We start from the raw sequence: 22376 nt of genomic DNA on the forward strand, positions 1-22376 counted from the left end.
CCCGCGGCCCGCCGATCGCCACGTGCCGCGCGGCCGACCCGCAAGTCCCGACCGTCCCACCCTTCAGAGAGGACTCGACATGCCGGATATGAGAGCAGTCGTGGACCGCGTGATGCGACGCTGTGAAGCGTCCTGGTCGTCCGACATCGAACGCCGGGTCGGCGCGGTCCGCGCCGACCCGCGGAGCTGGCTGTCCGCCGCCGACGGACTGCTGCTGTCCTCCTGGTCGAGCGGCGGCCGCGACGCGGCGGTGGCCGCCGCGGCGCTGCTGGAGTTCGCGCTGGACACCGGCGCGCGGGACGATCCCGGGCGGCCTGCGTGGGTGTTGCACCTGTGGCTGGCCGAGCGCACCCTGTCGTTCCGCTTCGGCGACTACCGGTTGTCGCGCGACGTTCAGCACCATCTCGGCGCGCAGAAGCAGGGGCGTACGGCCGACGACCCGGTAAGGGTCGCCGCCACCTACCCCGAACTGCCGCTGCCCCGGCACTTCCAGCCGGTCCTGCCCATCGAGTCGGCGGCGGCCCGGCTGGCGGACTCGCTCCCGCGGGACGACATCGCACGCTGCTGCCTGTTGGTACGGCTCGCCCAGTCCGCGTGCTTCCGGTACGAGTCCGGCGACGAGTCGGCGCTCCCCGAGATGTGGCGGCTCGCCCGAGCCGCCCACGACGCCGTCACGCCCGACCACCTGGAGGCGGAACTGGTCGGGCGCACGGCCGCACACGCCGCCGTCGTCAGATTCCGTGCGGACCCGAAGGACCGCGCCTCGGCCGCCTTCGCGGTCACCGCCGGCCGACTGGCGCTGGCGGGCGTGGAGCACGCGCGGGTCCACGGCACCGACTATCGGCCCCACGAGGCGGCCCCGGTGCACCTCTTGCTGGCGATAGCCCTGATGTCCGTACTGACCTACGAACTCGACCTCAAGACGGCCGACGAGGCCATCGCGCACATGGAGGCGTTCCGGGCCGACGGGCCGCCGGACGACGGCGGTGTCTACGCGATCAACATGGCGTCCTTGCTGGCCGGGCGCGCCGTCCTCAGCGGATCCCGGCGGGACGTCGCCAGGTCGGACGAGCTGTGGGCGATGTTGCAGCGGGACCTGCGGCCGGGCGACCCGCTGCTTCCGCATATCGCCCAGAAGCGCGCCGCGACCGCCGAGATGGTGCGGCTGATGGGAATGCTTCCGTTCAAGTCGGGAGGTCTTCTCCGCCTCGTGCGGCCGTGGATGGGTCCACTCCTGACCTTTCCCCCGCTGCCGCCGATCCGGTTGTACGAACCGCCACGCAGCCCCGGTTACCGGTCACCGGGCGCAGGACCGGAGGAGATGGCCTCCTTCGGCGGTGCTCCGGACCCGGAGGCGCGAACTCCTCGCGGGCCGGACCGCGAACGCGCACCGGGCGGCGACGGGGGACCCGCGTCCTCCACCTCACCGCACTGGCCGCCCTGCCCGGCGCCCGCGCCGGGCCTCGTCTGCGACCCTGCCCTGGAGTCCGACCTGACCGGTCTGCCACCAGACGCGGAAGCGGTCCTCCGCAGTCTCGTCGGGGTCGACACGTCTCCGTCGGACCCGCGCCGACTGGCGCTCGCCGAGAAGCAGTTGCTCGCCAGGCTGGCCGAACCAGGACTCAGTGCCGGCCGCCGGGGATGGACGGCCGCGGCCCTGCTCCAGGTGTGGGCCGGGAAGTACCTCATCAGTAGGGACGCCGCGGACCTGGAGCGGGCTGTGCGGGCCGGCGACGACTTACTCGCCACCCTCCCGGCCACCAGCTCCCGCTATATCGAACTGCTGTGCGCGGTCGAGGAGCACCGGCAGGCGTACGGTTCGCTCCGCGGCGACGCCGTGACGATGCTCCGGGCCTGCGACGGCCTGCGGTGGGCCGTGGACCACGTCCGCCCCGAGTCACCGCAGTGGGTCGCCTGCGCGATGTTCTACGCCAAGGCCCTCGCCGGGGTCTCGATGCTCCGCCGCGACCCGGACCTGTCGAAGGAGGCGGTCGGGCTGGTGCGGAAGGTGGCCCGCACGTTGGAGGCGCTCCCGGACGCCCCCGGCCACTGGGGCAGCGTGGCGGAGCAGCGTGAACGCCTGCGGCCGACGCTGCGTACGATCACCGACCTGGTGGTGATGGCCGACCACGACCTCCGCGGAGACCTGATCGGGGTCGAGGAAGCCGAGGTGCGGTGGCAGCCTGAGGCAGAGGCCAAGCTGCCCCCAGCGCTGAGATTCGAGAACGCGCGCGTCGCGCTCGGCCGCCGGGTGGAGCTCGGGGACTGGGCACGGGCCGCGGACGCCGCGGCCGTCGCGCTGGAGATGCTGCCGCTGCTCACCTCGCGGGCGCTGCACCGCGACGATCGCCAGCGCGCCGTGCACACTGCCCTCCAAGGGCCGTCCCCGGACAGTTCGACGGGCACCAGCCTGACCCGAACCGGGTGCGCGGTGGCGCTCGCCGCCGGCCGGACCGAACAGGCGGCCGCGCTGCTGGAACAAGGCCGTGCCGTCCTCATGAGCCAGGACCTGGAGGCGCGCGGCGACGTGTCCGACCTCGCAGAGGCTCATCCGCGGCTCGCCGCGCGCTTCACCGACCTCGCCGGGCGGATGCGGGAGGCCGATGACATCGCGTCGCGGGACGAGACCTCGGGCGTACGGGCGCAGCACCGGGCGGCCGAGCAGTGGCGGCTGCTCCTCCGTGACATCCGGTCCCACCCCGGCTTCGGCAGTTTCCTGCTGCCGCCGACCGCGATGCAGATGCAGGCGGAGGCGGTACAGGGGCCCATCGTGCTGATCAACATTGACCGGCTGCGATGTGACGCGCTGGTGGTCACGTCCCGGGGCATCAGGACCGTGACACTCGACGTGACCGAAGGACTGCTGGCCCACACGGCCCGGGACTTCCTTGCCGCGGTCGCCGTGGATCTGGACAGCCCGAAGGACGTGCGCGCCGCGGCGGCCGAGACCATCTTCCGGACCCTTGAGTGGCTGTGGGACAAGGTCGCGGAACCGGTGCTGCGGGCGGCCGGCCTCACCGAGCCGATCCCGGACGGGACGCCGAGACACGCTGTCCCTCGGCTGTGGTGGTCCGCCTCCGGCCCGCTGGCGCATCTGCCGCTGCACGCCGCCGGCTACCAGCGCAAGGCGGACCTGGTGGAGCGCCGTTCCGTGCTCGACCGGGTCGCCTCCTCCTACACGCCCAGCATCAGGGCGCTGCGGCACGCCCGACTGGAACGTCGCCCCGCGGCGCAGGGCTCCGCCCGGCACCTCGCGGTGGGCCGCCCCACCGGTACGGACGGCGGCTCCGGGGCGGCCGCGGCGGAGATCTCCGCCGCGGCCGGCGCGCTGGCCGGACTGCGGGTGATCGCGGACGCCGACGCCACGGTCGACGGGGTGCTGGCCGCACTGCCGTCGGCGTCCACGGTGCACTTCGCCTGTCACGGTGTGAGCGACCCCGACAACCCCTCGAAGAGCCACCTGCTGCTGGCCGACGGACCCCTTGAGGTGCGGGCCGTCAACCGCCACGAACTGCCGTACGCCCAGCTCGCCGTGCTGCTCGCCTGCAACACCTCGCGGACCGACCGGCTCCCGGACGAGGCGATTCACCTGACGTCGGCGTTCCTGACCGCGGGATACCCCCAGGTGATCGGCTCACTGTGGGAGGCGGCGGACCTGGTCTCGGCCGGCCTCGCCCGTCGGCTGTACCGCTCGCTGCGGCGCTACGGCGGCGGCATCGACGTGGGCGACTGCGCCGTCGCCCTGCACGGGGTGGTACGCGAACTTCGCGCTCGCCACGCCGCCTCACCGGCGGCGTGGGCGCCCTACATCCACACCGGCCGGTGAGGCAGTACGCCTTTCCGGCCGCCGATGACGACGGTCGACAGGACCGGCAGCGCCACCAGGACCGACAGCACTTCCAGGATCAGCAGCACTTCCAGGATCAGCAAGATCAACAGGAGGCAGTGATGGGTACCTCGGACGGAGCACGACGGATCGGAAGGACGGCCAGGTTCGAGGCATTGGCGGTCCTTGACGCGGTGCTGGCCTGGCGGCTGCCGCCGGATTCGTGGGAGGAGGTCGACGAGCGGATCGCCGTGCTGACGAAAGCGGTCGGCGAGGGCGACACGGTCCTGGTCGGTGAGGTGACGGCGGAGCTGGAGACGAACGGTCGGCGTGTCGGACGGATGGGTCCCCATGGCACTACGGCACCCGACGGCAAGCAGCAGTCGCCGCCCCGGGTGCGCGAACGGGTCGTCGCTCTCATCCACACCCTGGACCCGGCCTCGAAGCCGGCGGGCGGCGGCGGCCAGGCACCGCCCGCGGGCAACGGCAAGGCATGACGTGGCCATGGGTGTGACCGGTCGAGATCTTCCGGCCGCACGGTGAACTGCCGCACAATGGGGGACTGTCCGGGGAGGGCGGCGCGATTATCTCAGTGCTGGTGAACATAGCGATCGGGCTGGTGACGAGCCTCCTGGGCCTCGGCTTCGGCTGGCTGTGGGAGCGGGGCAGGCGGTCCCGCGCACTGAATAGAAAGGCTGCCTTCTTCGGCGTCCGCCCCGGCGAAACCTGCCTCATCGTGCTCAGCAACAAGCACAACGCCCCCGGGACCGCACAGCACCGGGACGTGCGGGCGGTCATCGAACTGGCCATGCTCGCCGGTGAGCTGGGCTGCCGGGTGACCGTCGAGTCCGGAGAGTTCCGCGGCAGCAACGCCGACCGCACGGAATTCTGTGTCGGCGGACCGATCGGCGACTCGAACATCCGCACCGGCGGCCATCTGGCCGCCCACCTGCCGGGCGTGACCATCCACCCCTACAACGGCGGGCCCGACTCGGTGGCCATCGAGGTCGGAGGTGACCGCTTCCTCTTCGACCGCGGCAATCAGGAGTACGCCCTCGTCGCCAAGTTCACGCCTGCGGAGTCCAGCCGCCCCGTGCTGCTGATATGCGGCCAGACCTCCGCGGCGAACCAGGCGGCCATCAACTTCCTGCGGCGCGAGTACGACCGGCTCGGCAGGACCCTCGTCTCGGTGGACCGCTACTGCATCGTGATCAAGGCATCGCACCTCACGACATACGGAATCCACCGGGCCGTGCTGGAACGGGACGTCTCGGCCACGGCCTTCGGACACGAATGAACGCCCGGCGCGAAGCCGGACGTTCATTCGTCGGGCGGGCGGACCGGCCTTGCGGCCCCTCCCCTTGTCCGCTCAGATGCCCGTGTAGGTGAGGGAGGGATCTTCCTCCTGGAGCGAGACGACGAATCGGCGCATCTTGCGGTTCGCAAGGATGCGCAGGGCGCGCACGTTGCCTTCGGCTTCGAGCCGGATCTTCCGGCATTCCCCCCGGTCCCAGATGAGGAGGTGGACCGACAACCGCTCGGTGCTCTCTCCCCGGCTCACGAGTTCGGCTGTCAGCGCGAGGTCCGGCATATCGGTGTGGTGGATGCCGAGCGGTGAACCACCGCTCTCCGTGAACGTCGTGGCGATTCCGGTGTTGTTCTCCCCGAACCAGTTCGCTCGCATATCCGTGCGGAACAAGGCCGCTGCGTCCTCCACGGAGGCCGTGGTGGATATATCCACCGGCTGCTTGGTCATCTGCTCAACTCCCCGATGTGAACCCCGTGGTGCCGTGGGGGCGGTGCTCTTGTGCGGGAACTGCGTTCCGCCACGACCTTCTCACTGAAACGGAACCGCGGTGGGTTTTGTTGCACGGTTTCCGGAAGTACGGCAGCGGTTACCGTGAGGTGCGGCGTTTTCGGTCGGCCGGTCAGAGGCTCGGCGCGGAGAAGGGAATGAACGGCATGAGCTCGTCGGCGACCCAATGGGCCGGGACTTGTAATGCCTCGCCGATCCGCAGATAGAGTTCGTACTGCGTCGCGGCGCCGAACCAGTCGAACCGGCAACCGGCCGGATCGCGGCCCCGACCGCATGCCTCGACCACCGCCACGCAGCCGTCCTGGACATCGGCCCTGGCGTACACGGTCTCGGCGTGAGGTCCGGCCGACATCCGGGCGACCGGGCGCAGTTCCCCTGTTGCCAGCGGTGGGAGAGCCGCCCCCGGCGCCGGGGGCGGTCGGCCGACGAGCCAAGGCTCGTCGGGTCCCCGGTGCAGTCGCCAGAACTCGCGATCCCCTGCGGACAGGCGGTTGCCGGGTACCCCGCGAGCTCGGAAGAACTCCAGCGCGTCCATCCGCAAGGCGTCGTAGCAGGGATGCGCGAAGTCCGGGCCGAGCAGGTTCCAGACCGTCCTGGCCGCTCCGAAGAGCGCGAAGCCGCCTGCCGGTATGACGGCCGCGGCCAGTTGAGTGGTGAACCGGTCACTGTCGGACTGGGCGAATTCCAGAAACGGCGCCTGTAGTTCGCTCCACACCAGATCAGCGCCGAATTCGATCCCCGTGGCATCGAATTCGAAACGGCCGAACCGCTCCATCCGCAGAACGACATCGGCCGGGAGCCGTGAGGAGCCTGTGGCGTCCGAAGCGACTTTCATGATCCCTCCCTGCTTCGACCGTGCCGTCCACGGCGACGTGGGCCGCGAACCGGTCCGCGTGTCCGGTCGATACGTGTCCGGCGGCAGTACGTGTCTAGCAACGGACGGAGAATGGGCACAATGGTTCTCCGGCGTACCCGGACGATCTCCGGAGAACTCCGCACGGCACCGGCACCGGCCGCCGGGCGCTCCCAGGCCACCGGGCGTTGTGCCAGACTCGGCGGTGGCAGCAGGCAGCGAAAGGGAGTTCGGGGCATGGGCCGTCCGCAAAAGGAACTGCCTCCCGACGGTTCGCCCGTCACGCTGTTCGCGTTCTGGCTGCGAGATCTGCGTCGGACCGCGGGACTGACCTTCGACCAACTGTCCCGTCACACCGGGTACGGTCGCACCACCATGACCGACGCGCTCCGCGGGGACTCGCACCCGACTCTCCCGGTGACGATGGCGATCGTCGGCGCCTGCGGCGGCGACATCGACAAGTGGGGCGCGTTCTGGGCCGAGGTGCACCGCGCCCTGGACAAGGACGCCGTGCCCGGGACTGTCATCGTCTCGCCGCCCCCCTGGACCCCGTCGATCGCGGGCGGGGCGCACGGCGAACTCTGTCCGAGCGGCTGCGCCCGTACCGATCCGCACGGCTGGTACACCGAGTCGGTCGAGACCCGGCTGCGTCTGGACACCGTGACACCCGAGGCGGTGGAGCGGCGGGTCATCGTCGCCACCTGCGACGGCCTCGCCGAGATCCCGGTCGCGTTCAGCGTTCCGCGCCGCACCGACGACGAGGCCGACGGCCACGGTCTGGAGGTCTCTGTCCTCGACGGTGGCCGCCTCGATCTGCCCGAACACCCCTACGAGAGCTTCTTCCAACAGCGGCTGATCCTCCCGACCCCGCTGCGCACAGGTGCCCGCCACACGTACACGCTCCGGCTGCGCATCCCCCAGGACCAGCCGATGGCACCGCACTTCGTCCATGTCCCGCTGACCCGCAGCGAACGCTTCAGCCTGCGGGTGCGCTTCGCCCCCGGACGTCCGCCGCTGTCCGTCTGGCAGTTGAGCCGAGTTCCGACCGCCGTCATCTACCAGCGAGCGCCGGGGACATCCCTCCTGCGCCCCGACCGGCAGGGCACGGTGGCAGTGGAGTTCGACGCGATGCGGGTGGGATACGGCTACGGACTGTGCTGGCAGGACGGACCCGCCCCTGCCGCACCCGAGCCCGAAGTGCCGCCCGGCTACTGAGAGATCGGCGCGTCCGGCAGTTTGGCGCTGATCCGGGCGGCGTCCGGGTGGTGCAGGGTCCGCAGCACATCGAGCGCTTCCCGTCGCAGCGCGTACGCGTCGCGGTCGTGGCCGAGCGCGGCGTGCGCGTCCGCCAAATGATCGAGGGCGTGCGCCTCGCGGTAGCGGTCGCCCACCGCCCGGTCGAGAGCCAGGGACCGTTCATAGGTGCCGATCGCCGCCGCGTGCCGGCCCGAACTCTGCTCGGCCCGCCCGGTGGTGAGCAGGATCGCCGCCTGGCCGTCCAGATGGCCGAGTTCCGCGTACAGGTCGAACGCCCGGCGGCCGTGTACCAGCGCCGCCGCGTGGTCCCCCGAGCGTTCCTGCTCCTGGGCCAGGGCGCTGAGGCCATCTGCCAGCGGCAGCGGATCCGCGGTCCGCTCGGCCATCGCCAGCGCGAGCCGGGCCTGCGGGAGCGCCCGCCGGTGGTCGCCGCGCGCGGCGTACACCCGCACCAGGGACAGCCGCACCTGGCGCGCGCCGTCGTCATCACCCAGCCGGCGGCATTCGCGCAGCGCCTCGTAGAGCAGCGACAGGGCTTCGTCGGACCGGTCGAGGCGGGAGAGGGCGTCCGCCAGCCGGCGGGTGGCCGACGCCCAGGCCCGGCGGTCCCCGGCCTTCGCGGCCGCGTCCCGGGCGATTTCGTGCACCAGACCGCGCTGGAACCGCCGCCCCGAGCGACGCAGATAGACCGCGCACGCCTGGGCGAGGCGCCAGGTGTACGACTCCAGCCCCTCGCTCCGCGCGGCCAGCGCGATCACCGCCTGTAGCGTGCCCAACTCGGCCTCGAACCACGCCATGGCCGCCGCGTGATTCTCAACGGGCGGTTCGGTGCCAGTCGGCTCGACCGGAGCGCGCCGCCACGGTTCGAGGCGGCGGTCCGCCCGTCGCGCGGCACTCAGATAGTGCCGCAGCAGCCGCTCGACGGCGGAGGCGCGCTCGGCGGCCGGGCCGTCGTCCGCCAACTCCTGCGCGTACAGCCGCAACAGGTCGTGCAGTACATACCGGCCCGGCGCGTGCTGCCGCACCAGATGGGCGGCGGTGAGCGCGTCGAGCAGTTCGTCCGGCGGCGCCTGTTCGCCGAGCAGCGCCGCGCACGCGGTCGCGTCGAGGTCAGGGCCGGGGTGGCAGCCGAGCAGCCGGAACAGCCGCGCCACGGGCGGTGGCAGCAGGGCGTACGAACCCTGGAAGACCGACCGCAGGTTGACGTCCGCGTCCTTGAGCTCCAGGATGCCCAGCCGCGCGTTGGCCTGCCGGAGCCGTGCGACAAAAAGACCGATCGAGCCCTTGGGCTCCAGCGCCGCCCTCGCGCCGGCAACGCTCAGGGCCAAAGGCAACCGGGCGCACAGGTCCACGAGTTCGTCAGCGGCCCGTGGTTCGTCCGCCAACCGGTCGGCCCCGATCTGCCCTTCCACCAGGGCCCGGGCGGCATACCGCGGCAGCACGTCCAGGGTGACCCGGAACGCCCCGTCCCGTACCACCAGTCCGTCGAGGCGGTTGCGGCTGGTGACGATCACCAGCGATCCCGGCCCGCCCGGCAGCAGCGGGCGAACCTGATCGGCCGAGCGCGCGTTGTCGAGCACCACCACCACCCGACGGCCTGCCAGCACGGTACGCAACAGGCCGGCGGCGGCGGTCTCCCTGGCCGGGATCGCGTCGGGCGTCACGCCCAGCGACTGCAACAGGTCGTGCAGCGCTTCCGCGGGGGACATGGGCACTCCCGAGTCGAAGCCCCGCAGATTCAGGTGGAGTTGACCGTCGGGAAAGTGCTCCTCCACCCGGCGTGCCCAGTGCAGCGCCAGGGATGTCTTGCCGACTCCCGCAGTGCCCTCGATGCTGGTGATCACCACCGGCCGGACCGCCGCGACCGGATCCGGCTCCAGTAGCCCGTCAAGCCGCCGCAGTTCGGGCTCCCGGCCGACGAAATTCCGCAGAGACGGGGGAAGTTGGTGGGGCACGCGGGAGGACGGTGGCGGACCGCTCGTGCCGACGGTCGCTCTGGCCGCGGCGGGGCGGAGCCTCCGGGCCGCTTCGGCGCGGTCCCGGAGCGTGCTCAGCCGACCGGCTTCCGGGCCGCCGACACCGAGTGCGACCAGCAGTTCATCGAAGACGCCCACCCCCGCGAGCGTCGTCCCGTTGAGGTAGGCGTACAGACTGCTCGGCGAGACGTTCAGCCGTCTGGCCAGTTCGGCCCGGTCCAACGCGCGGCCGAGCCGCTTCTCGGCGCGGACCACGGCATGGGCCAACTCGACGGCCAGCCGCTGCCTGAGCGCCGACGGGTCCTCATCCGTCGCCGGGGTCCGATCCCCTGCCACCGCTTTCCCTCCGTACCGGCCCTACGCCTTGGCGGACGTGGCTGACGTGCACACCCGTACGGCATGCCCGCCGCGTGTCTCGTACCCGGATCGTGACGCATACGACCCGTGCGGATTCGTACCGCGCCTCCAGACTTGTCCAGTGTCTTCCAGAGCGGCCGGGAGTGCTGAGGATCCGCGTGTTCCGGTGGGGTCCGACACCGGCGGCGCGCTGTTCGCCGGGCCGGCCCGGGAGGACGACAGCCATGCAGACTCACTGAGGACACACACCGGAAGACCCCGGCACGACCGTCGGTTCAGGACTCCTGGGGCCGGCCGTCCACCTCCGCGCACCGCAGCACGTGGGCGGCGGCCGTGCCCCACGTCACTCTTTCAGCCATCGCCTCGCGCAGGCGGGCGGCCCGGGCGAAGGCGCTCGGCCGGTCGAACATCACCGAGTTGATGGCCCGTTCCCACGCGGCGGCGTCCGCCGCCAGCCGCTTCTCATAACCGTCCACGTCAACGACGACCTGCTCCGCCTCCGCGGGCAGGATCTCGCGAAGCAGCATGCCCAGCCCGCTGCGGCCGCTCACAAGAACCGGCACCCCGGCCACGATCGCCTCGAGCGCCACCAGACCGAACGCCTCGGCTCGGGACGGCATCAGCACCAGACTGGCCCGCCGCACATCCCTGCGGATCTTCTCCTGGTCTTCTGTGTAGGTCCGCACCTTGACGTCGATGGCCGGATGGCCGATCAAGTCCTTCGCGTACTCGCTCAGGCTGCGGGAGGTGTCCTCGGGCGCGCCGCGGACCAGCAGTTCCCAGTGTCCGGGCCCGGACCTCGGCGGTACCGCTTTCTCCAGTGCCCGGCAGGCGATGTCCAGCCCCTTCAACTGCGCATCCTTCAGGCGCCCCATGAACAGGATCTGCGTCCGACCGGAGCGCGGTCCGTCCACCGGGTCGGCCTCGCCGTCGAATCCGGGGTCGATGCGCTGTATCGGGGGCAGGTCCCGGTATCCCGGCAGACCTCGCTCCCGTTCCAGCAGTTCCTCGAGGCGCGGTCCCACCGGCATGATGCGGGCGGCACCTCGGCACAGGTCGAACTCCAACTCCGTGAGGGCCTCGGCGCGGGCACCCACGTCGTCACCCTCGTCTTCCTTGGACCATTCCGCCTGGTCCGGCTCGACATGGAGGAAGTGCAGCCGCCGCGCCCCCCTGAAATGGTCCTCCGCCTGTGCCTGCGCCGCAGGTCCGCTGACCCTGCCGTGCCCGATGACGAGGTCCGGCACGACTCCCTCCGGCAATTCGGCGCGACGCATCAGCGACTGCCGCCCGGTACGGCCCGGCCGGGCCGCGGCGAGCAGACGCACCCCGTGCTCCTCCGCGTCGGCCTGTTCCTTGGCGGTGAAATTCTCCACCAGCACGTGGACTTCGGCGCCCGCCGCCGTCAGCGCCAGGCACAGCCCTCGGTTGAACGCCGTCAGGCCGCCGTGCGCGGGAAACCACTCGTCGGTCACCGCGAGCACCCGCACGGGGCAGCCGTCCGGCCGCGTCGGCGCCGTCGCCGCGACCGGCGCCAACTCCGCCGACGGTTCCGATTCGTCGTTGTCCGGCGGCGGTTGCCGTGCGCCCTGACGCTCGGCGGTTGCCGTTACGGGCAGGCTGTCGGTCGTCTCCACGCGCGTGATGCCGTCCTCAAGAAGTTGGACGAACCAGTCGACGACCTCGCGGTCGTCGTCCAGCACGTCGGTGTCGGTCACATCGCCGCCGTGTGCCTCGCGGCTCCGACGCAGGGCCAGTCGCGCGTTGGTCCACGTGACGTCCACGGTGTGCCGGAGGCCGCGCAGTGCCCGCGCCGGATCGCCGAGCGGCAGTTCGCCGATCCCGCCGCCGTAGGGGAGCCGTACCAAGGCCCGCAGACCCGTGTCGCCGCCGTCGATGGCGGAGAGCCTTTTGTGGACCCGCAGTTGATGCCGGACAGCGGCCATATGCATCAGGTAGCTGACGAACGGCGGCATCTCGGCACTGCTGTCGGCCGACCACGCCCAGGCACCGAGGAAGGCGTCCTGCTCCGGATGCCCGAGCAGGAGGAGCCGGCGCAGGTACCGGTCGTCGTCCTCGCGCTCCGGTTCCAGCAGGTCCAGCCCGCCGACCGCCCCGCCGGGCTGCTTGCCGACCAGCAGCACCACGGCGCCCAGGCAGCTGGCGTCGAGCGGGCCGAGCACGTCGGCTGCCCGCTGCTCCAACTCCGGCCAGGCACGGTCCTCGCGCGCCCCGAGCAGCAGCGACAGATTCAGTACGGCACCGTGACGTCGCACGATCGCCTGGTCGAGGCCCCCGGGCGACTGGACGGCAGCCACCGTCACCGAGCCGTGCAGCGCCGCGTCCGGCAGCACCTCCGGGATCTCGGTGGGTGCCGTCGCCCACACCGGCTGGTTCGCGCCCTGGAGGGCACGGAAGCGCTGCCACATCACGCGGACTGCGGTCGGCCAGACGTCGGCACGCGGCGCGTCGAGCGGCACGAAGACGTGGGCCACGACTTCCTGTTCCGTCACGGCGAGTTCGTGCACTCGGTCGTTCGCCCCCGGGCTGCGTGCCGTACTCACTACGGTAAGTCCCCGCATTCTACTGACGGTTCGGCCGTGTCGAGGACCTCTCGGGCTACGTGCTCAACTGCTGTCGACCGTATCGGTGTTCAACACCACAAGCGTGGCGGCCGACGCCGGTCCGAACAAGGACACCGACCCGGCCGGACTGAACCTGGTCAAGACCACCGCCTACGACGCCCAGGGCCGCGTCATCAAGGCCACCCTGCCCAAGTCCACGGGCACCGACGCGGGGGCCACCGTCACGACCTACTGTTCCGCCACCGGCTCCGGCGTGGACCACCCAGGACGCCACCGGCATACCCACCCGCGACGTCCAGAGCATCGGCGGCGACCTCGCCGTCGCCACAGCGGCCAGCGACCCGAACAGTACGATCCTGCAACTGACCAGGCACGTTGCCTGGGGAACCGGTGTGGCGGGGGGGCTTCGGCATGATCGAATCCAAGATTCCGTGGCCCGCTGTCAAGGCTAGCGCCTACGCGCTCCGTTGGGGACTGTGGGCAGTCACGGCCAAGGCGTCCCACGTAGCAGTGCGAGCACGCTGTGTCACCTTCGTCGCAGATCTCCCCACCGGATTCTGGCGAATCAACGAACGGAAGTGCTGATCGATGCCTAGACCTGTCCGGATCACTATCCCGGCGCTTATCGCCCTACTGCTCGCGGCCGTAATGATCGAAGCGATAAGCCACTCTTCGTGGCCCACTGTAGCCCTCATGGGCGTCGGTATAGGCTTCATGGTCATCGATATCGTAAGAGCGCTGCGGGACAACCGTCACGAGTAGGAACTCGCGACGAGCGCTGTCGCGTCAAGCAGCCGCACAACTCGTCCCCCCTTCGGGAACACAGCCGCTAGGTCCTCCCTTCAGGGAGGGCCTAGCAAACCCCATTCCCGAGGGCAGCGCCAACGCCTGCGAAAGACCTTCCGTGCGGCACCCTTGGGCGTGCGGATTTTTGCAGGGTGGGTGACATTCCTTGTCGTGATGCGCTTGGCTAGTGGCGACCTCCTGGGTCGCTCGTCTACTGCCCTGTTCTTTGGTGCTCGGGTTTCGCACCGTGATGCACTGCCTCAACGGCCGAGCCCACGCGTGCCTACGCGGAGTCAGGGACTCTCCACTCGGTCGGAGGGACTTCCGAGGGACGTTCCGCCGTGCAAGCACGGAAGGCTCCGACAGCGCCGAAAGACGGGAACCCCAGCTCAGGCGCTAAAAGCTCAGCACTCGATCACGTTCACGGCGAGGCCGCCGCGGGCGGTTTCCTTGTATTTGACCTTCATGTCGGCACCGGTCTCCTTCATGGTCTTGATGACCTTGTCGAGGGAGACGTGGTGGCGGCCGTCGCCGCGCATGGCCATGCGGGCGGCGGTGACGGCCTTGACGGCGGCCATGCCGTTGCGCTCGATGCAGGGGATCTGGACGAGGCCGCCGACCGGGTCGCAGGTGAGGCCGAGGTTGTGCTCCATGCCGATCTCGGCGGCGTTCTCGACCTGTTCCGTGGAGCCGCCGAGGATCTCGGCGAGGCCGCCGGCCGCCATCGAGCAGGCCGAGCCGACCTCGCCCTGGCAGCCCACCTCGGCGCCGGAGATGGAGGCGTTCTCCTTGAAGAGCATGCCGATCGCGCCCGCCGCCAGCAGGTAGCGCACGACCGCGTCCTCCTGGTCGACGGCGCCGGCGGTCGGCGCCGCGACGAAGTTCAGGTAGTAGTGCAGGACGGCCGGGATGATGCCCGCGGCGCCGTTGGTGGGGGCGGTCACGACCCGGCCGCCCGCCGCGTTCTCCTCGTTGACGGCCATCGCGTAGAGGGTGACCCACTCCATCGCGTGCGCGGCCGGATCGCCCTCGGCGCGCAGCTGGCGCGCCGACTGCGCCGCGCGGCGGCGGACCTTCAGGCCGCCCGGGAGGATTCCCTCACGGGACATCCCGCGCCGCACGCAGGACTCCATCACCCGCCAGATGTCGAGCAGCCCGGCGCGGATCTCCTCCTCCGTACGCCACGCCTTCTCGTTCTCCATCATCAGCGCCGAGATCGACAGCCCCGTCTCGCGCGAGAGCCGCAGCAGTTCGTCCCCGGTGCGGAAGGGGTGCCGCAGCACCGTGTCGTCCAGCTTGATCCGGTCCTCGCCGACCGCGTCCTCGTCCACGACGAAACCGCCGCCCACCGAGTAGTACGTCTTCTCCAGCAGCGGGGCGCCGTCCGCGTCGTACGCGAACAGCGTCATCCCGTTGGCGTGGTACGGCAGCGACCTGCGCCGGTGCAGCACGATCTGCGTCTGCGGGTCGAAGGCGATCTCGTGCGCCCCGAGCAGGCTCAGCCTGCCCGCCGCGCGCACCGCCGCGACCTCGTCGTCCGCCGTCTCCACGTCCACCGTCCGCGGCGAGTGGCCCGCGAGCCCCAGCAGCACCGCCTTCGGCGTCCCGTGCCCGTGGCCCGTCGCCCCCAGCGACCCGAAGAGCTCCGCCCGGACCGACACGGTGTGCGCCAGCAGTCCCTCGTTCTTCAGCCGGTGCACGAAGATGCCCGCGGCACGCATCGGACCCACGGTGTGCGAGCTGCTGGGGCCGATGCCCACGGAGAAGAGGTCGAATACGGATATTGCCATGAGGACTCCAGATCTCGAAGGGGCACGGCCCCTTCACGGTTCCTCCCGTGGAGGAGGGTTTCCCAGGGGCGCGGGGAACTGCGCGACCAGCCCCCACCGGCGGGTGGTCCGGCGACAACCGGACTGCCCGCCGGGGCGGGTGGTGACCTGCGGGAGCGCTCCGGCTGAGCACGCGGTTCCTCCGTCGGCCTCCGGCCGGGAGGTGCCCCCCTCGCCCCTACGGGGCTACGCGTAGAGCGGGTGCTTGCGGGTCAGGGCGGCGACCCTGTCCCGGAGAGCCGCGGCATCGTAACTCGGCTTGAGGGCCGCCGCGATGATCTCCGCCACCTCCCGGAAGTCCTCCGCGTCGAAGCCCCGCGTGGCCAGCGCGGGCGTGCCGATGCGCAGCCCCGAGGTGACCATGGGCGGCCGGGGGTCGTTGGGGATCGCGTTGCGGTTGACGGTGATGCCGACCGAGTGGAGGCGGTCCTCGGCCTGCTGGCCGTCGAGCGCGGAGTCGCGGAGGTCGACCAGCACCAGGTGGACGTCGGTGCCGCCGGACAGGACGGAGACGCCGACCTCGGTGAGGTCGTCCCGTACCAGCCGCTCGGCGAGGATCTTGGCGCCCTGGAGCGTACGCGCCTGCCGGTCCTTGAACTCGTCGGTGGCGGCGGCCTTGAAAGCGACCGCCTTTCCGGCGATCACGTGCTCCAGCGGGCCGCCCTGCTGACCGGGGAAGACCGCGGAGTTGATCTTCTTGGCCAGCTCGGCCTTGGAGAGGATCACACCGCCGCGCGGGCCGCCGAGCGTCTTGTGGGTCGTGGTGGTGACCACGTCCGCGTACGGCACGGGGGAGGGGTGCAGACCGGCCGCGACCAGGCCCGCGAAGTGCGCCATGTCGACCATCAGGTACGCGCCGACCTCGTCCGCGATCCGGCGGAACTCGGCGAAGTCGAGCTGGCGCGGATACGCCGACCAGCCCGCGATGACGAGCTGCGGCCGGTGCTCCCTGGCCAGCTTCTCGACCTCGGCCATGTCGACCAGACCGGTGTGCTCGTCGACGTGGTAGGCCGCGACCTTGTACAGCTTGCCGGAGAAGTTGATCTTCATACCGTGGGTCAGGTGGCCGCCGTGCGCCAGGTCGAGGCCCAGGATGGTGTCGCCCGGCTTGATCAGGGCGGTCATCGCGGCGGCGTTCGCGGACGCGCCGGAGTGCGGCTGCACGTTCGCGGCCTCGGCGCCGAACAGCGCCTTGACGCGGTCGATCGCGAGCTGCTCGATCACGTCGACGTGCTCGCAGCCGCCGTAGTAGCGGCGGCCCGGGTAGCCCTCGGCGTACTTGTTGGTCAGCACGGAGCCCTGGGCCTCGAGGACCGCGACCGGCGCGAAGTTCTCCGACGCGATCATTTCGAGGGTGGACTGCTGGCGGTGGAGTTCGGCGTCGACCGCGGCGGCGACGTCCGGGTCGAACTCGTGCAGGGACTGGTTCTGCAGCGACATGAGATCTTCCTGGTCAGAAGGTCGATGAATACCGGGGGCCGGCGAACGGCCGGTGACGGCGGGCCCGGCGGGAAGCGAGCCCGCGATGACGGCCGGGGGCCGGCCCGCCGTGCAGGCCGGGGGACCGGCCCGTGACGGAGGCCGGAAGGTCAGCCCGCGATGAAGGCGTCGTACTCGGCGGCGGACAGCAGCTCGTCGGTCGCCTGCGGCTCGCGGACCTTGAACAGCCAGCCGTCCGCGAAGGGCGAGGAGTTGATCAGGGCCGGGTCGTCCACGATGTCCTGGTTGATCTCCGTGACCTCGCCGGTGACCGGCGAGTACAGGTCGCTGACGGACTTGGTGGACTCCAGCTCACCACAGGTCTCACCCGCCGTGACGGCGTCGCCCACCGCGGGAAGCTGCACGAACACGACGTCGCCGAGCGCGTCGGCGGCGTGCGAGGTGATCCCGACGGTGACGCCCTCGGCCTCGGGGGCCGACAGCCACTCGTGTTCCTTGGTGTACCGAAGATTCTGGGGGTTGATGCTCATGACGGAATTCTCCCGGATGCGAAGGGGTGCCCGCGCGCGGGGACGGCGCGGTCGGTCGGCTCGACGGACAGGTCCGGTACCGGACGCACAGGCCCGGTACCAGGTGGCGGTACGAGCGTGTCAGCGCTCACGCTTGTAGAACGGCAGCGCCACGACCCGGTGCGGCTCACGGGTGCCGCGGATGTCGACCGCGACCCCTTCCGTACCGGGCGCGGCATGCGCGGCGTCCACGTACGCCATCGCGATGGGCACGCCCAGCGTCGGGGACGGCGCGCCCGAGGTGACCTCGCCGACCACGGCGCCCGAGGCGTCGGTCACCGCGTACCCCGCGCGCGGCACCCGGCGGCCCTCGGCGATCAGCCCGACCAGCTTGCGCGGCGGGGTGGCCGCCGCCTTCTCCGCCGCGGCCTCCAGCGCCGCCCGGCCCACGAAGTCGCCCGCCTTGTCGAACTTCACGACCCGGCCCAGCCCCGCGTCGAACGGCGTCAGCGCGGTGGTCAGCTCGTGCCCGTACAGCGGCATGCCCGCCTCCAGGCGCAGCGTGTCCCGGCAGGACAGGCCGCACGGTACGAGCCCGGCCGCGGCCCCGGCCTCGGTGAGCGCCTGCCACAGCCGCTCGGCGTCGGCGGGCGCGACGAACAGCTCGAAGCCGTCCTCGCCGGTGTAACCGGTACGGGCGATCAGGGCGGGCACCCCGGCGACCGTGCCGGGCAGGCCCGCGTAGTACTTCAGCCCGTCCAGGTCCGCGTCCGTGACCGACTTCAGGATGCCGGGGGACTCCGGACCCTGGACGGCGAGCAGCGCGTACGCGTCCCGGTCGTCGCGTACGGCGGCGCCCGCGAAACCGGCCGCGCGCTCGGTGACGGCGTCCAGCACCACCTGGGCGTTGGAGGCGTTGGCGACGATCATGAACTCCTGCTCGGCGAGCCGGTACACGATCAGGTCGTCCAGGATGCCGCCGTCGGGTGCGCAGATCATCGTGTAGCGGGCCCTGCCGACCGCGAGCGCCGACAGGTGGCCGACCAGCGCGTGGTCGAGGGCCTCGCCCGCCTGCGGTCCCGTGACGGTGATCTCGCCCATGTGGGAGAGGTCGAAGAGTCCGGCGCGGGTGCGGACGGCGGTGTGCTCGTCGCGCTCGCTGCCGTACCGCAGCGGCATGTCCCAGCCCGCGAAGTCGGTCATGGTCGCGCCGAGCGCGCGGTGCGACGCGTCGAGGGCGGTGTGGCGCGGGGAGGTCGGTGGCTGGCTCATCGGAGGGCTCCCAGAGGGGTGACGGCACGGGACGGACAGGGCGGGCCGGGGCATGCTCGCCCCGGGTCTCCCCATCTGTCATCGGAACCTGAGAGGTTCACCGTGACCCTCGCGGGTCCCGGTTTGCACCTTGGGTGGGGCCGCTCCCCGTCAAGGGAGCCGCCCGCTTTTCAGATCTGCCTCGCCCGCGCGGTATCTGTGCCTGAGAGATTCAAGGGAGGGCTTGCTCCTTCGGCGCCCGGCCCGGTGAGGGGACGGAACTCTCCCGCGCGGCCTCCAACGGCCGGTATGCAAGTTGTGCCGCCAATCATTGCACGCCAGCCGCTAGGGTTTCCGGGCAGGACAGTGGCACATGGGCGGACAAGGGTGGACATGGAGATTCCGGCACCGTACACGGCACCGTACATATGGCCGGCCAACGAGCTGGAAGAGGTGCTCACCGCGAGCCTCGGCAACCCCTCGGCCGCCCCCCGGCTGCTGGAGGTGCTGGGGCGCTCCCATGTCTGGGTGCCGCTGCCGAACGGCGGGGCGCCGGACGCGCCGGGGCTCGACCTGCCCACCGTCGAACTGGAGGGCGCGACCTATGTGCCGGTCTTCAGCTCCGAGCAGCAGTTCCGGCAGGCCGCCGACGGCATGGCCTGCACCGTCGCGCCCGTCCACGAATTCGCCCGCGGCCTGCCGCCGCTGGTCGGCATCGCCCTGAACCCCGGCGGCGCCGTCGGAGTGCCGCTGCCGCCCGCCGCCGTCGCCGAGCTGTGCCGCGGCGGCGCCGCCGAACGGTACGAGCAGGACGGCACGCCCGGCCGTACGGTCGGCGCCCGCGTACGGCTGTGGGAACCGGACCACGACGACGAGCCGGTGGACTTCCTCGCCACCGCCGCGGGGGAGTTCGCCGTCACCCCGGTCGTGCTGTCCGCCCGCCGCGCGCTGGCCGCCGTGGAGGAGGAGCCGCCCGCGCTCTTCGTCGGGGTCGAGCTGGACCGCTGGCAGGACGTGGACCGCGCCGCGGCCATGGACGCCATCGGCCGCGCCCTCGGCGCCGCGCCGCTGCCCTGGCCCGTCCACCTGATTCTGCTGGACGTCGCACAGGACCCGGTCGCGGACTGGATGCTGGAGACCGTACGGCCGTTCTTCACGCGGGACTGAACCGGACCGAACCGGACTCATCGGGACCGAACGGGACCGACCGGCGGGAGGCCGTACGGCATGGGTGGGGATCCAGGACGTGACCTGGTTTGATGGCGGGCGGCGCACAGGTGTGCGCCGGGCAGACCGAACGAGGGGAAGGGGCGGTCCCACGTGATCGCGGGCGCGCAAGGCGGTGCGGCGGCGGCCGGCCATGTGGAGCAGATGCTGCTCCAGGTGGCGCCCGGTCGCTTCGACGCATACGAGAACCTGCTCGCGTCGCTGGCCGAGGGCCAGGTGTGGATGCTGCTCTGGCACGGCACGCCCGGTTCGGCCGATGCCCAGTACGGCAACCTCCGGATCGGCGGTCACGGCTACGCGCCGTGCGTCACCTCGCCGCGTGAGCTGGCCGCCAGCGGCTGGACCCGGGAGTACGAGGTCGTCTCGGGGCGCGACATCGCCCTGACCCTCTTCCCCGACCGCTGGGGCCTCTGGCTCAACCCGCACGCGCCGGGCGGCGGGGTCGGGGTGCCCTGGCTCGACCTGCGCCGGATCGCCGCCGGGCTGGACCTGCTGCCCGCCGGGCCGCTCCAGATCGGCGAACCCTCGCTACAGATTCCGCAGTTCTACGCTCTGCTCGCGCAGGCCGCGCACCGCACGCCCGCCGTGCGCGCCCTCCGGCGCGCCTGGGTCCAGCCCACCCTCGGCGAGCCCTATCTCGCCATCGGCGTCGAGGTCTACGACGACTCTCCGCAGTCCGTCGAGTCCGTCCGCCTCATGATGCAGCAGTCCGTGGCCGGTGTCCCCGACGGTCTGCCCGTCTCCACCGTCGCCATGGCCGACGCCTACGATCCCGTCGCCATGTGGATGCGCGCCAACGGGCAGCCCTTCTTCGACCGCGAAGCCTTCGCCGGCGGACCGGCCTGGGGCCCCCGCTAGGGCCTGTCCGGCGGATCCCGAACGGCGATGAGCGACCCTCAGGCGCCGGAATCGTCCAGGGCGGCGGACATCAGGCCGAGCGGCGGACTGCCCAGGGCGAGCAGGGCGGCGTGGAATTCGGACAAGGTGAAGGAAGCCTTCCGCTTGGCCCGCTCGCGCAGCCGCATGATCTCCAGCTTGCCCCAGGTGTACCGCCCGTAGGCCGCGTCGAAGGTGCCGCGCCGCGCCTCGGCGGAGGCCCCGGCCCGGGCGAGATGGGCGTCGCGCATGAAGAGCCGGGTCGCGTCCTCTAGGGACAGCGCCCCGGTGTGCAGCCCGATGGAACACGTCAGCCGCGTCACGCGGACCAGCGCTTCGAGCGCGACCCCGATCGCGAAGCGCGGGTCCCGCGCCCGGAACCCCTCTTCGAGGCAGACCTCCTCGACGTAGTGCGCCCACCCCTCGGCGAAGGAGAGGCTGTGCAGAACCCGCCGCACCGGCGTCGCGGCCCGGCGCAGCGAGCGGCTGTGCGCGAAGTGCCCGGGAGCGACCTCGTGGACGGTGATCGACGGCAGGCTGGTGCGGCTGAAGACGGTCAGCCACTCCTCGCGCTCCTCGGCCGGCCAGTCCGGCTCCGGCGGAGTGACGTGGTACCAGGACGCGGCATCGGCCTCGGCGGGCGCGGCCCAGCTCATCATGGCCATGGCCCAGCGCCGGGAGGGCGGCGCGGGCCCGACGAGACAGTCCCCGTCCACGTACGGCGCGAGCTTGTGCGCGCGGGTGAAGGCGATCACCTCGTCGGTGAGCCTGGCCGCCTCGGGGATGACGCCGTCGGCGTCGGGGTGGTCGGCCATCAGCTCGGGGAGCAGCTCGTCCACCCGCCGGTGCCGGTCGTACGCGCGGCAGGAGTCGACCAGCAGCTCGGTGAGCCGGGCCCGCTCCCGGTCGGCCTCGACGGCGAGCGCCGACAGGTCGACGCTCAGGCCCTCCTGACTGCCCATCAGCGCGGCCAGCGCGTTGCCGCCGAGCCGGGGGTCGGGGTCGCCGTGCTCGGCGGCCCGCTCGATGTGCGCGACCAGCCGCCCGTGCGCGGCCAGCGCGGCGGCGGTGTCGGGGCTGTCCTCGGCGTCGAGCCCGGCGGCGAGCCCGCGTACGGCGCCCAGCAGCGCGTCCGCGACCGGCGCGCTCACCCGGTCGAGTGACGCCACCGCCGCGTCCACGGCCTCCGGCCAGCGCGCCAGATGCTTGCGGCGGGCCTTGGCGCGCTCCCGCCCGGAGGCGTACTCCCGGTCGTAGCAGGCGAGTTCGAGATTGGACAGATGCGGGTACGGGTCGCGCCTGTGCAGCTCCAGCTCCCCGTACTGCACGCGCAGCGCCTCCTCGAAGACCGTCAGGTGCCGGTCGTCGTGGGCGGACTCCAGCGGTCCCGCGGCGCGCTGGGCGCGGGCCATCGCGTCGAGGCCGCGACGGACGCCGTCCGGCGACAGGTCCTGGACGCGGCCGTCGTACTCGTGACGCCCCGCCATTTCCCGTACCACCGGCACCATCAGGTCGCATACCGCACGCAGCCGCTCGTTCACCACACGACCGTACCCCGAGGTACGCGTCGGTAACGGTCGATGAATCACCACATCACAGTTGCGCATCCCTTCGTGGTGAGGGCTGGCGGGTGATCGACACATCGCAGAAGAATCCAGCGGCAAGGGCCTCAGGTCCCCCGTTGTCATCTGCACCACCTGCACCGCCTCGTACCAACAGCACTTTCTGCAGAGCCAGTTCATGCATCACGCAATTCATGAGACTCGCACCAGCAGCACGACTGATGAG

Annotated in this window: 16 protein-coding genes and 1 riboswitch; of the genes, 6 read left to right on the forward strand and 10 right to left on the reverse strand. The window is 71.5% G+C overall.

The window, feature by feature from the left end:
* The first annotated feature begins 112 nt into the window (after nucleotides 1–112).
* On the forward strand, nucleotides 113–3826 hold the full coding sequence (locus ACIO6U_RS26235) for a CHAT domain-containing protein (protein WP_401722808.1): 3714 nt from the start codon (nucleotides 113–115) through the stop codon (nucleotides 3824–3826).
* On the opposite strand, the gene ACIO6U_RS26240 is transcribed toward ACIO6U_RS26235, so the two are convergent.
* Nucleotides 3805–3936: a hypothetical protein gene (locus ACIO6U_RS26240; protein WP_401722810.1), complete on the reverse strand. Its 132-nt coding sequence runs from the start codon at nucleotides 3934–3936 to the stop codon at nucleotides 3805–3807. The two genes, ACIO6U_RS26235 and ACIO6U_RS26240, sit on opposite strands and share 22 nt — an antisense overlap.
* 12 nt (nucleotides 3937–3948) lie before the next feature.
* Here ACIO6U_RS26240 and ACIO6U_RS26245 point away from each other — a divergent pair, with 12 nt between their 5' ends.
* Both ACIO6U_RS26245 and ACIO6U_RS26250 read left to right on the forward strand, forming a co-directional pair.
* A complete protein-coding gene (locus ACIO6U_RS26245) occupies nucleotides 3949–4323 on the forward strand; it encodes a CATRA system-associated protein (protein WP_391044718.1) in 375 nt (124 codons plus the stop codon).
* Nucleotides 4324–4424: 101 nt separating this feature from the next.
* A complete protein-coding gene (locus ACIO6U_RS26250) occupies nucleotides 4425–5123 on the forward strand; it encodes a hypothetical protein (RefSeq protein WP_401722813.1) in 699 nt (232 codons plus the stop codon).
* A gap of 72 nt (nucleotides 5124–5195) precedes the next feature.
* Here the strand turns inward: ACIO6U_RS26250 and ACIO6U_RS26255 are convergent, their stop codons facing one another.
* On the reverse strand, nucleotides 5196–5582 hold the full coding sequence (locus ACIO6U_RS26255) for a hypothetical protein (RefSeq protein WP_355348019.1): 387 nt from the start codon (nucleotides 5580–5582) through the stop codon (nucleotides 5196–5198).
* 172 nt (nucleotides 5583–5754) lie between these two features.
* Complete coding sequence (locus ACIO6U_RS26260; RefSeq protein WP_355348022.1) at nucleotides 5755–6417, reverse strand: hypothetical protein; 663 nt, start codon at nucleotides 6415–6417, stop codon at nucleotides 5755–5757.
* Between the two features lie 315 nt (nucleotides 6418–6732).
* On the opposite strand from ACIO6U_RS26260, the gene ACIO6U_RS26265 reads away from it, so the two are divergent.
* Nucleotides 6733–7710: a helix-turn-helix domain-containing protein gene (locus tag ACIO6U_RS26265; RefSeq protein WP_401722817.1), complete on the forward strand. Its 978-nt coding sequence runs from the start codon at nucleotides 6733–6735 to the stop codon at nucleotides 7708–7710.
* Here the strand turns inward: ACIO6U_RS26265 and ACIO6U_RS26270 are convergent.
* From ACIO6U_RS26270 to gcvT, 6 genes are all read right to left on the reverse strand, one after another.
* Nucleotides 7704–10064 (reverse strand): ATP-binding protein, encoded by a 2361-nt coding sequence (locus ACIO6U_RS26270; RefSeq protein ID WP_401722820.1) that lies wholly within the window; start codon nucleotides 10062–10064, stop codon nucleotides 7704–7706. The genes ACIO6U_RS26265 and ACIO6U_RS26270 overlap by 7 nt on opposite strands.
* Before the next feature lie 296 nt (nucleotides 10065–10360).
* Nucleotides 10361–12598 carry a CATRA conflict system CASPASE/TPR repeat-associated protein gene (locus tag ACIO6U_RS26275; RefSeq protein WP_401722823.1) on the reverse strand — a complete coding sequence of 746 codons (2238 nt, stop codon included), beginning with the start codon at nucleotides 12596–12598 and terminating at the stop codon, nucleotides 10361–10363.
* Nucleotides 12599–13860: 1262 nt separating this feature from the next.
* Nucleotides 13861–15246 carry an L-serine ammonia-lyase gene (locus ACIO6U_RS26280; RefSeq protein ID WP_355348034.1) on the reverse strand — a complete coding sequence of 462 codons (1386 nt, stop codon included), beginning with the start codon at nucleotides 15244–15246 and terminating at the stop codon, nucleotides 13861–13863.
* 225 nt (nucleotides 15247–15471) lie between these two features.
* Nucleotides 15472–16725 (reverse strand): serine hydroxymethyltransferase, encoded by a 1254-nt coding sequence (glyA, locus tag ACIO6U_RS26285; protein WP_355348037.1) that lies wholly within the window; start codon nucleotides 16723–16725, stop codon nucleotides 15472–15474.
* Between the two features lie 149 nt (nucleotides 16726–16874).
* Nucleotides 16875–17255: a glycine cleavage system protein GcvH gene (gene gcvH, locus ACIO6U_RS26290; protein ID WP_401722827.1), complete on the reverse strand. Its 381-nt coding sequence runs from the start codon at nucleotides 17253–17255 to the stop codon at nucleotides 16875–16877.
* Nucleotides 17256–17375: 120 nt separating this feature from the next.
* Nucleotides 17376–18506, reverse strand: a complete 1131-nt coding sequence (gene gcvT / locus ACIO6U_RS26295) for a glycine cleavage system aminomethyltransferase GcvT (RefSeq protein ID WP_355348043.1) — start codon at nucleotides 18504–18506, stop codon at nucleotides 17376–17378.
* A gap of 180 nt (nucleotides 18507–18686) precedes the next feature.
* A riboswitch (glycine riboswitch) is annotated at nucleotides 18687–18784 on the reverse strand.
* Nucleotides 18785–18878: 94 nt separating this feature from the next.
* Here gcvT and ACIO6U_RS26300 point away from each other — a divergent pair.
* Nucleotides 18879–19652: an enhanced serine sensitivity protein SseB gene (locus ACIO6U_RS26300; RefSeq protein ID WP_355348046.1), complete on the forward strand. Its 774-nt coding sequence runs from the start codon at nucleotides 18879–18881 to the stop codon at nucleotides 19650–19652.
* 204 nt (nucleotides 19653–19856) lie between these two features.
* Nucleotides 19857–20570, forward strand: coding sequence for an enhanced serine sensitivity protein SseB C-terminal domain-containing protein (locus tag ACIO6U_RS26305; protein ID WP_355348163.1), 714 nt, complete (start codon nucleotides 19857–19859; stop codon nucleotides 20568–20570).
* 38 nt (nucleotides 20571–20608) lie between these two features.
* Here ACIO6U_RS26305 and ACIO6U_RS26310 read toward each other — a convergent pair whose 3' ends face one another.
* Complete coding sequence (locus ACIO6U_RS26310; RefSeq protein ID WP_401722831.1) at nucleotides 20609–22129, reverse strand: DUF885 family protein; 1521 nt, start codon at nucleotides 22127–22129, stop codon at nucleotides 20609–20611.
* Nucleotides 22130–22376 lie beyond the last annotated feature (247 nt).

The organism is Streptomyces sp. NPDC087422 (assembly GCF_044744145.1).
Classification (GTDB): Bacteria; Actinomycetota; Actinomycetes; order Streptomycetales; family Streptomycetaceae; genus Actinacidiphila.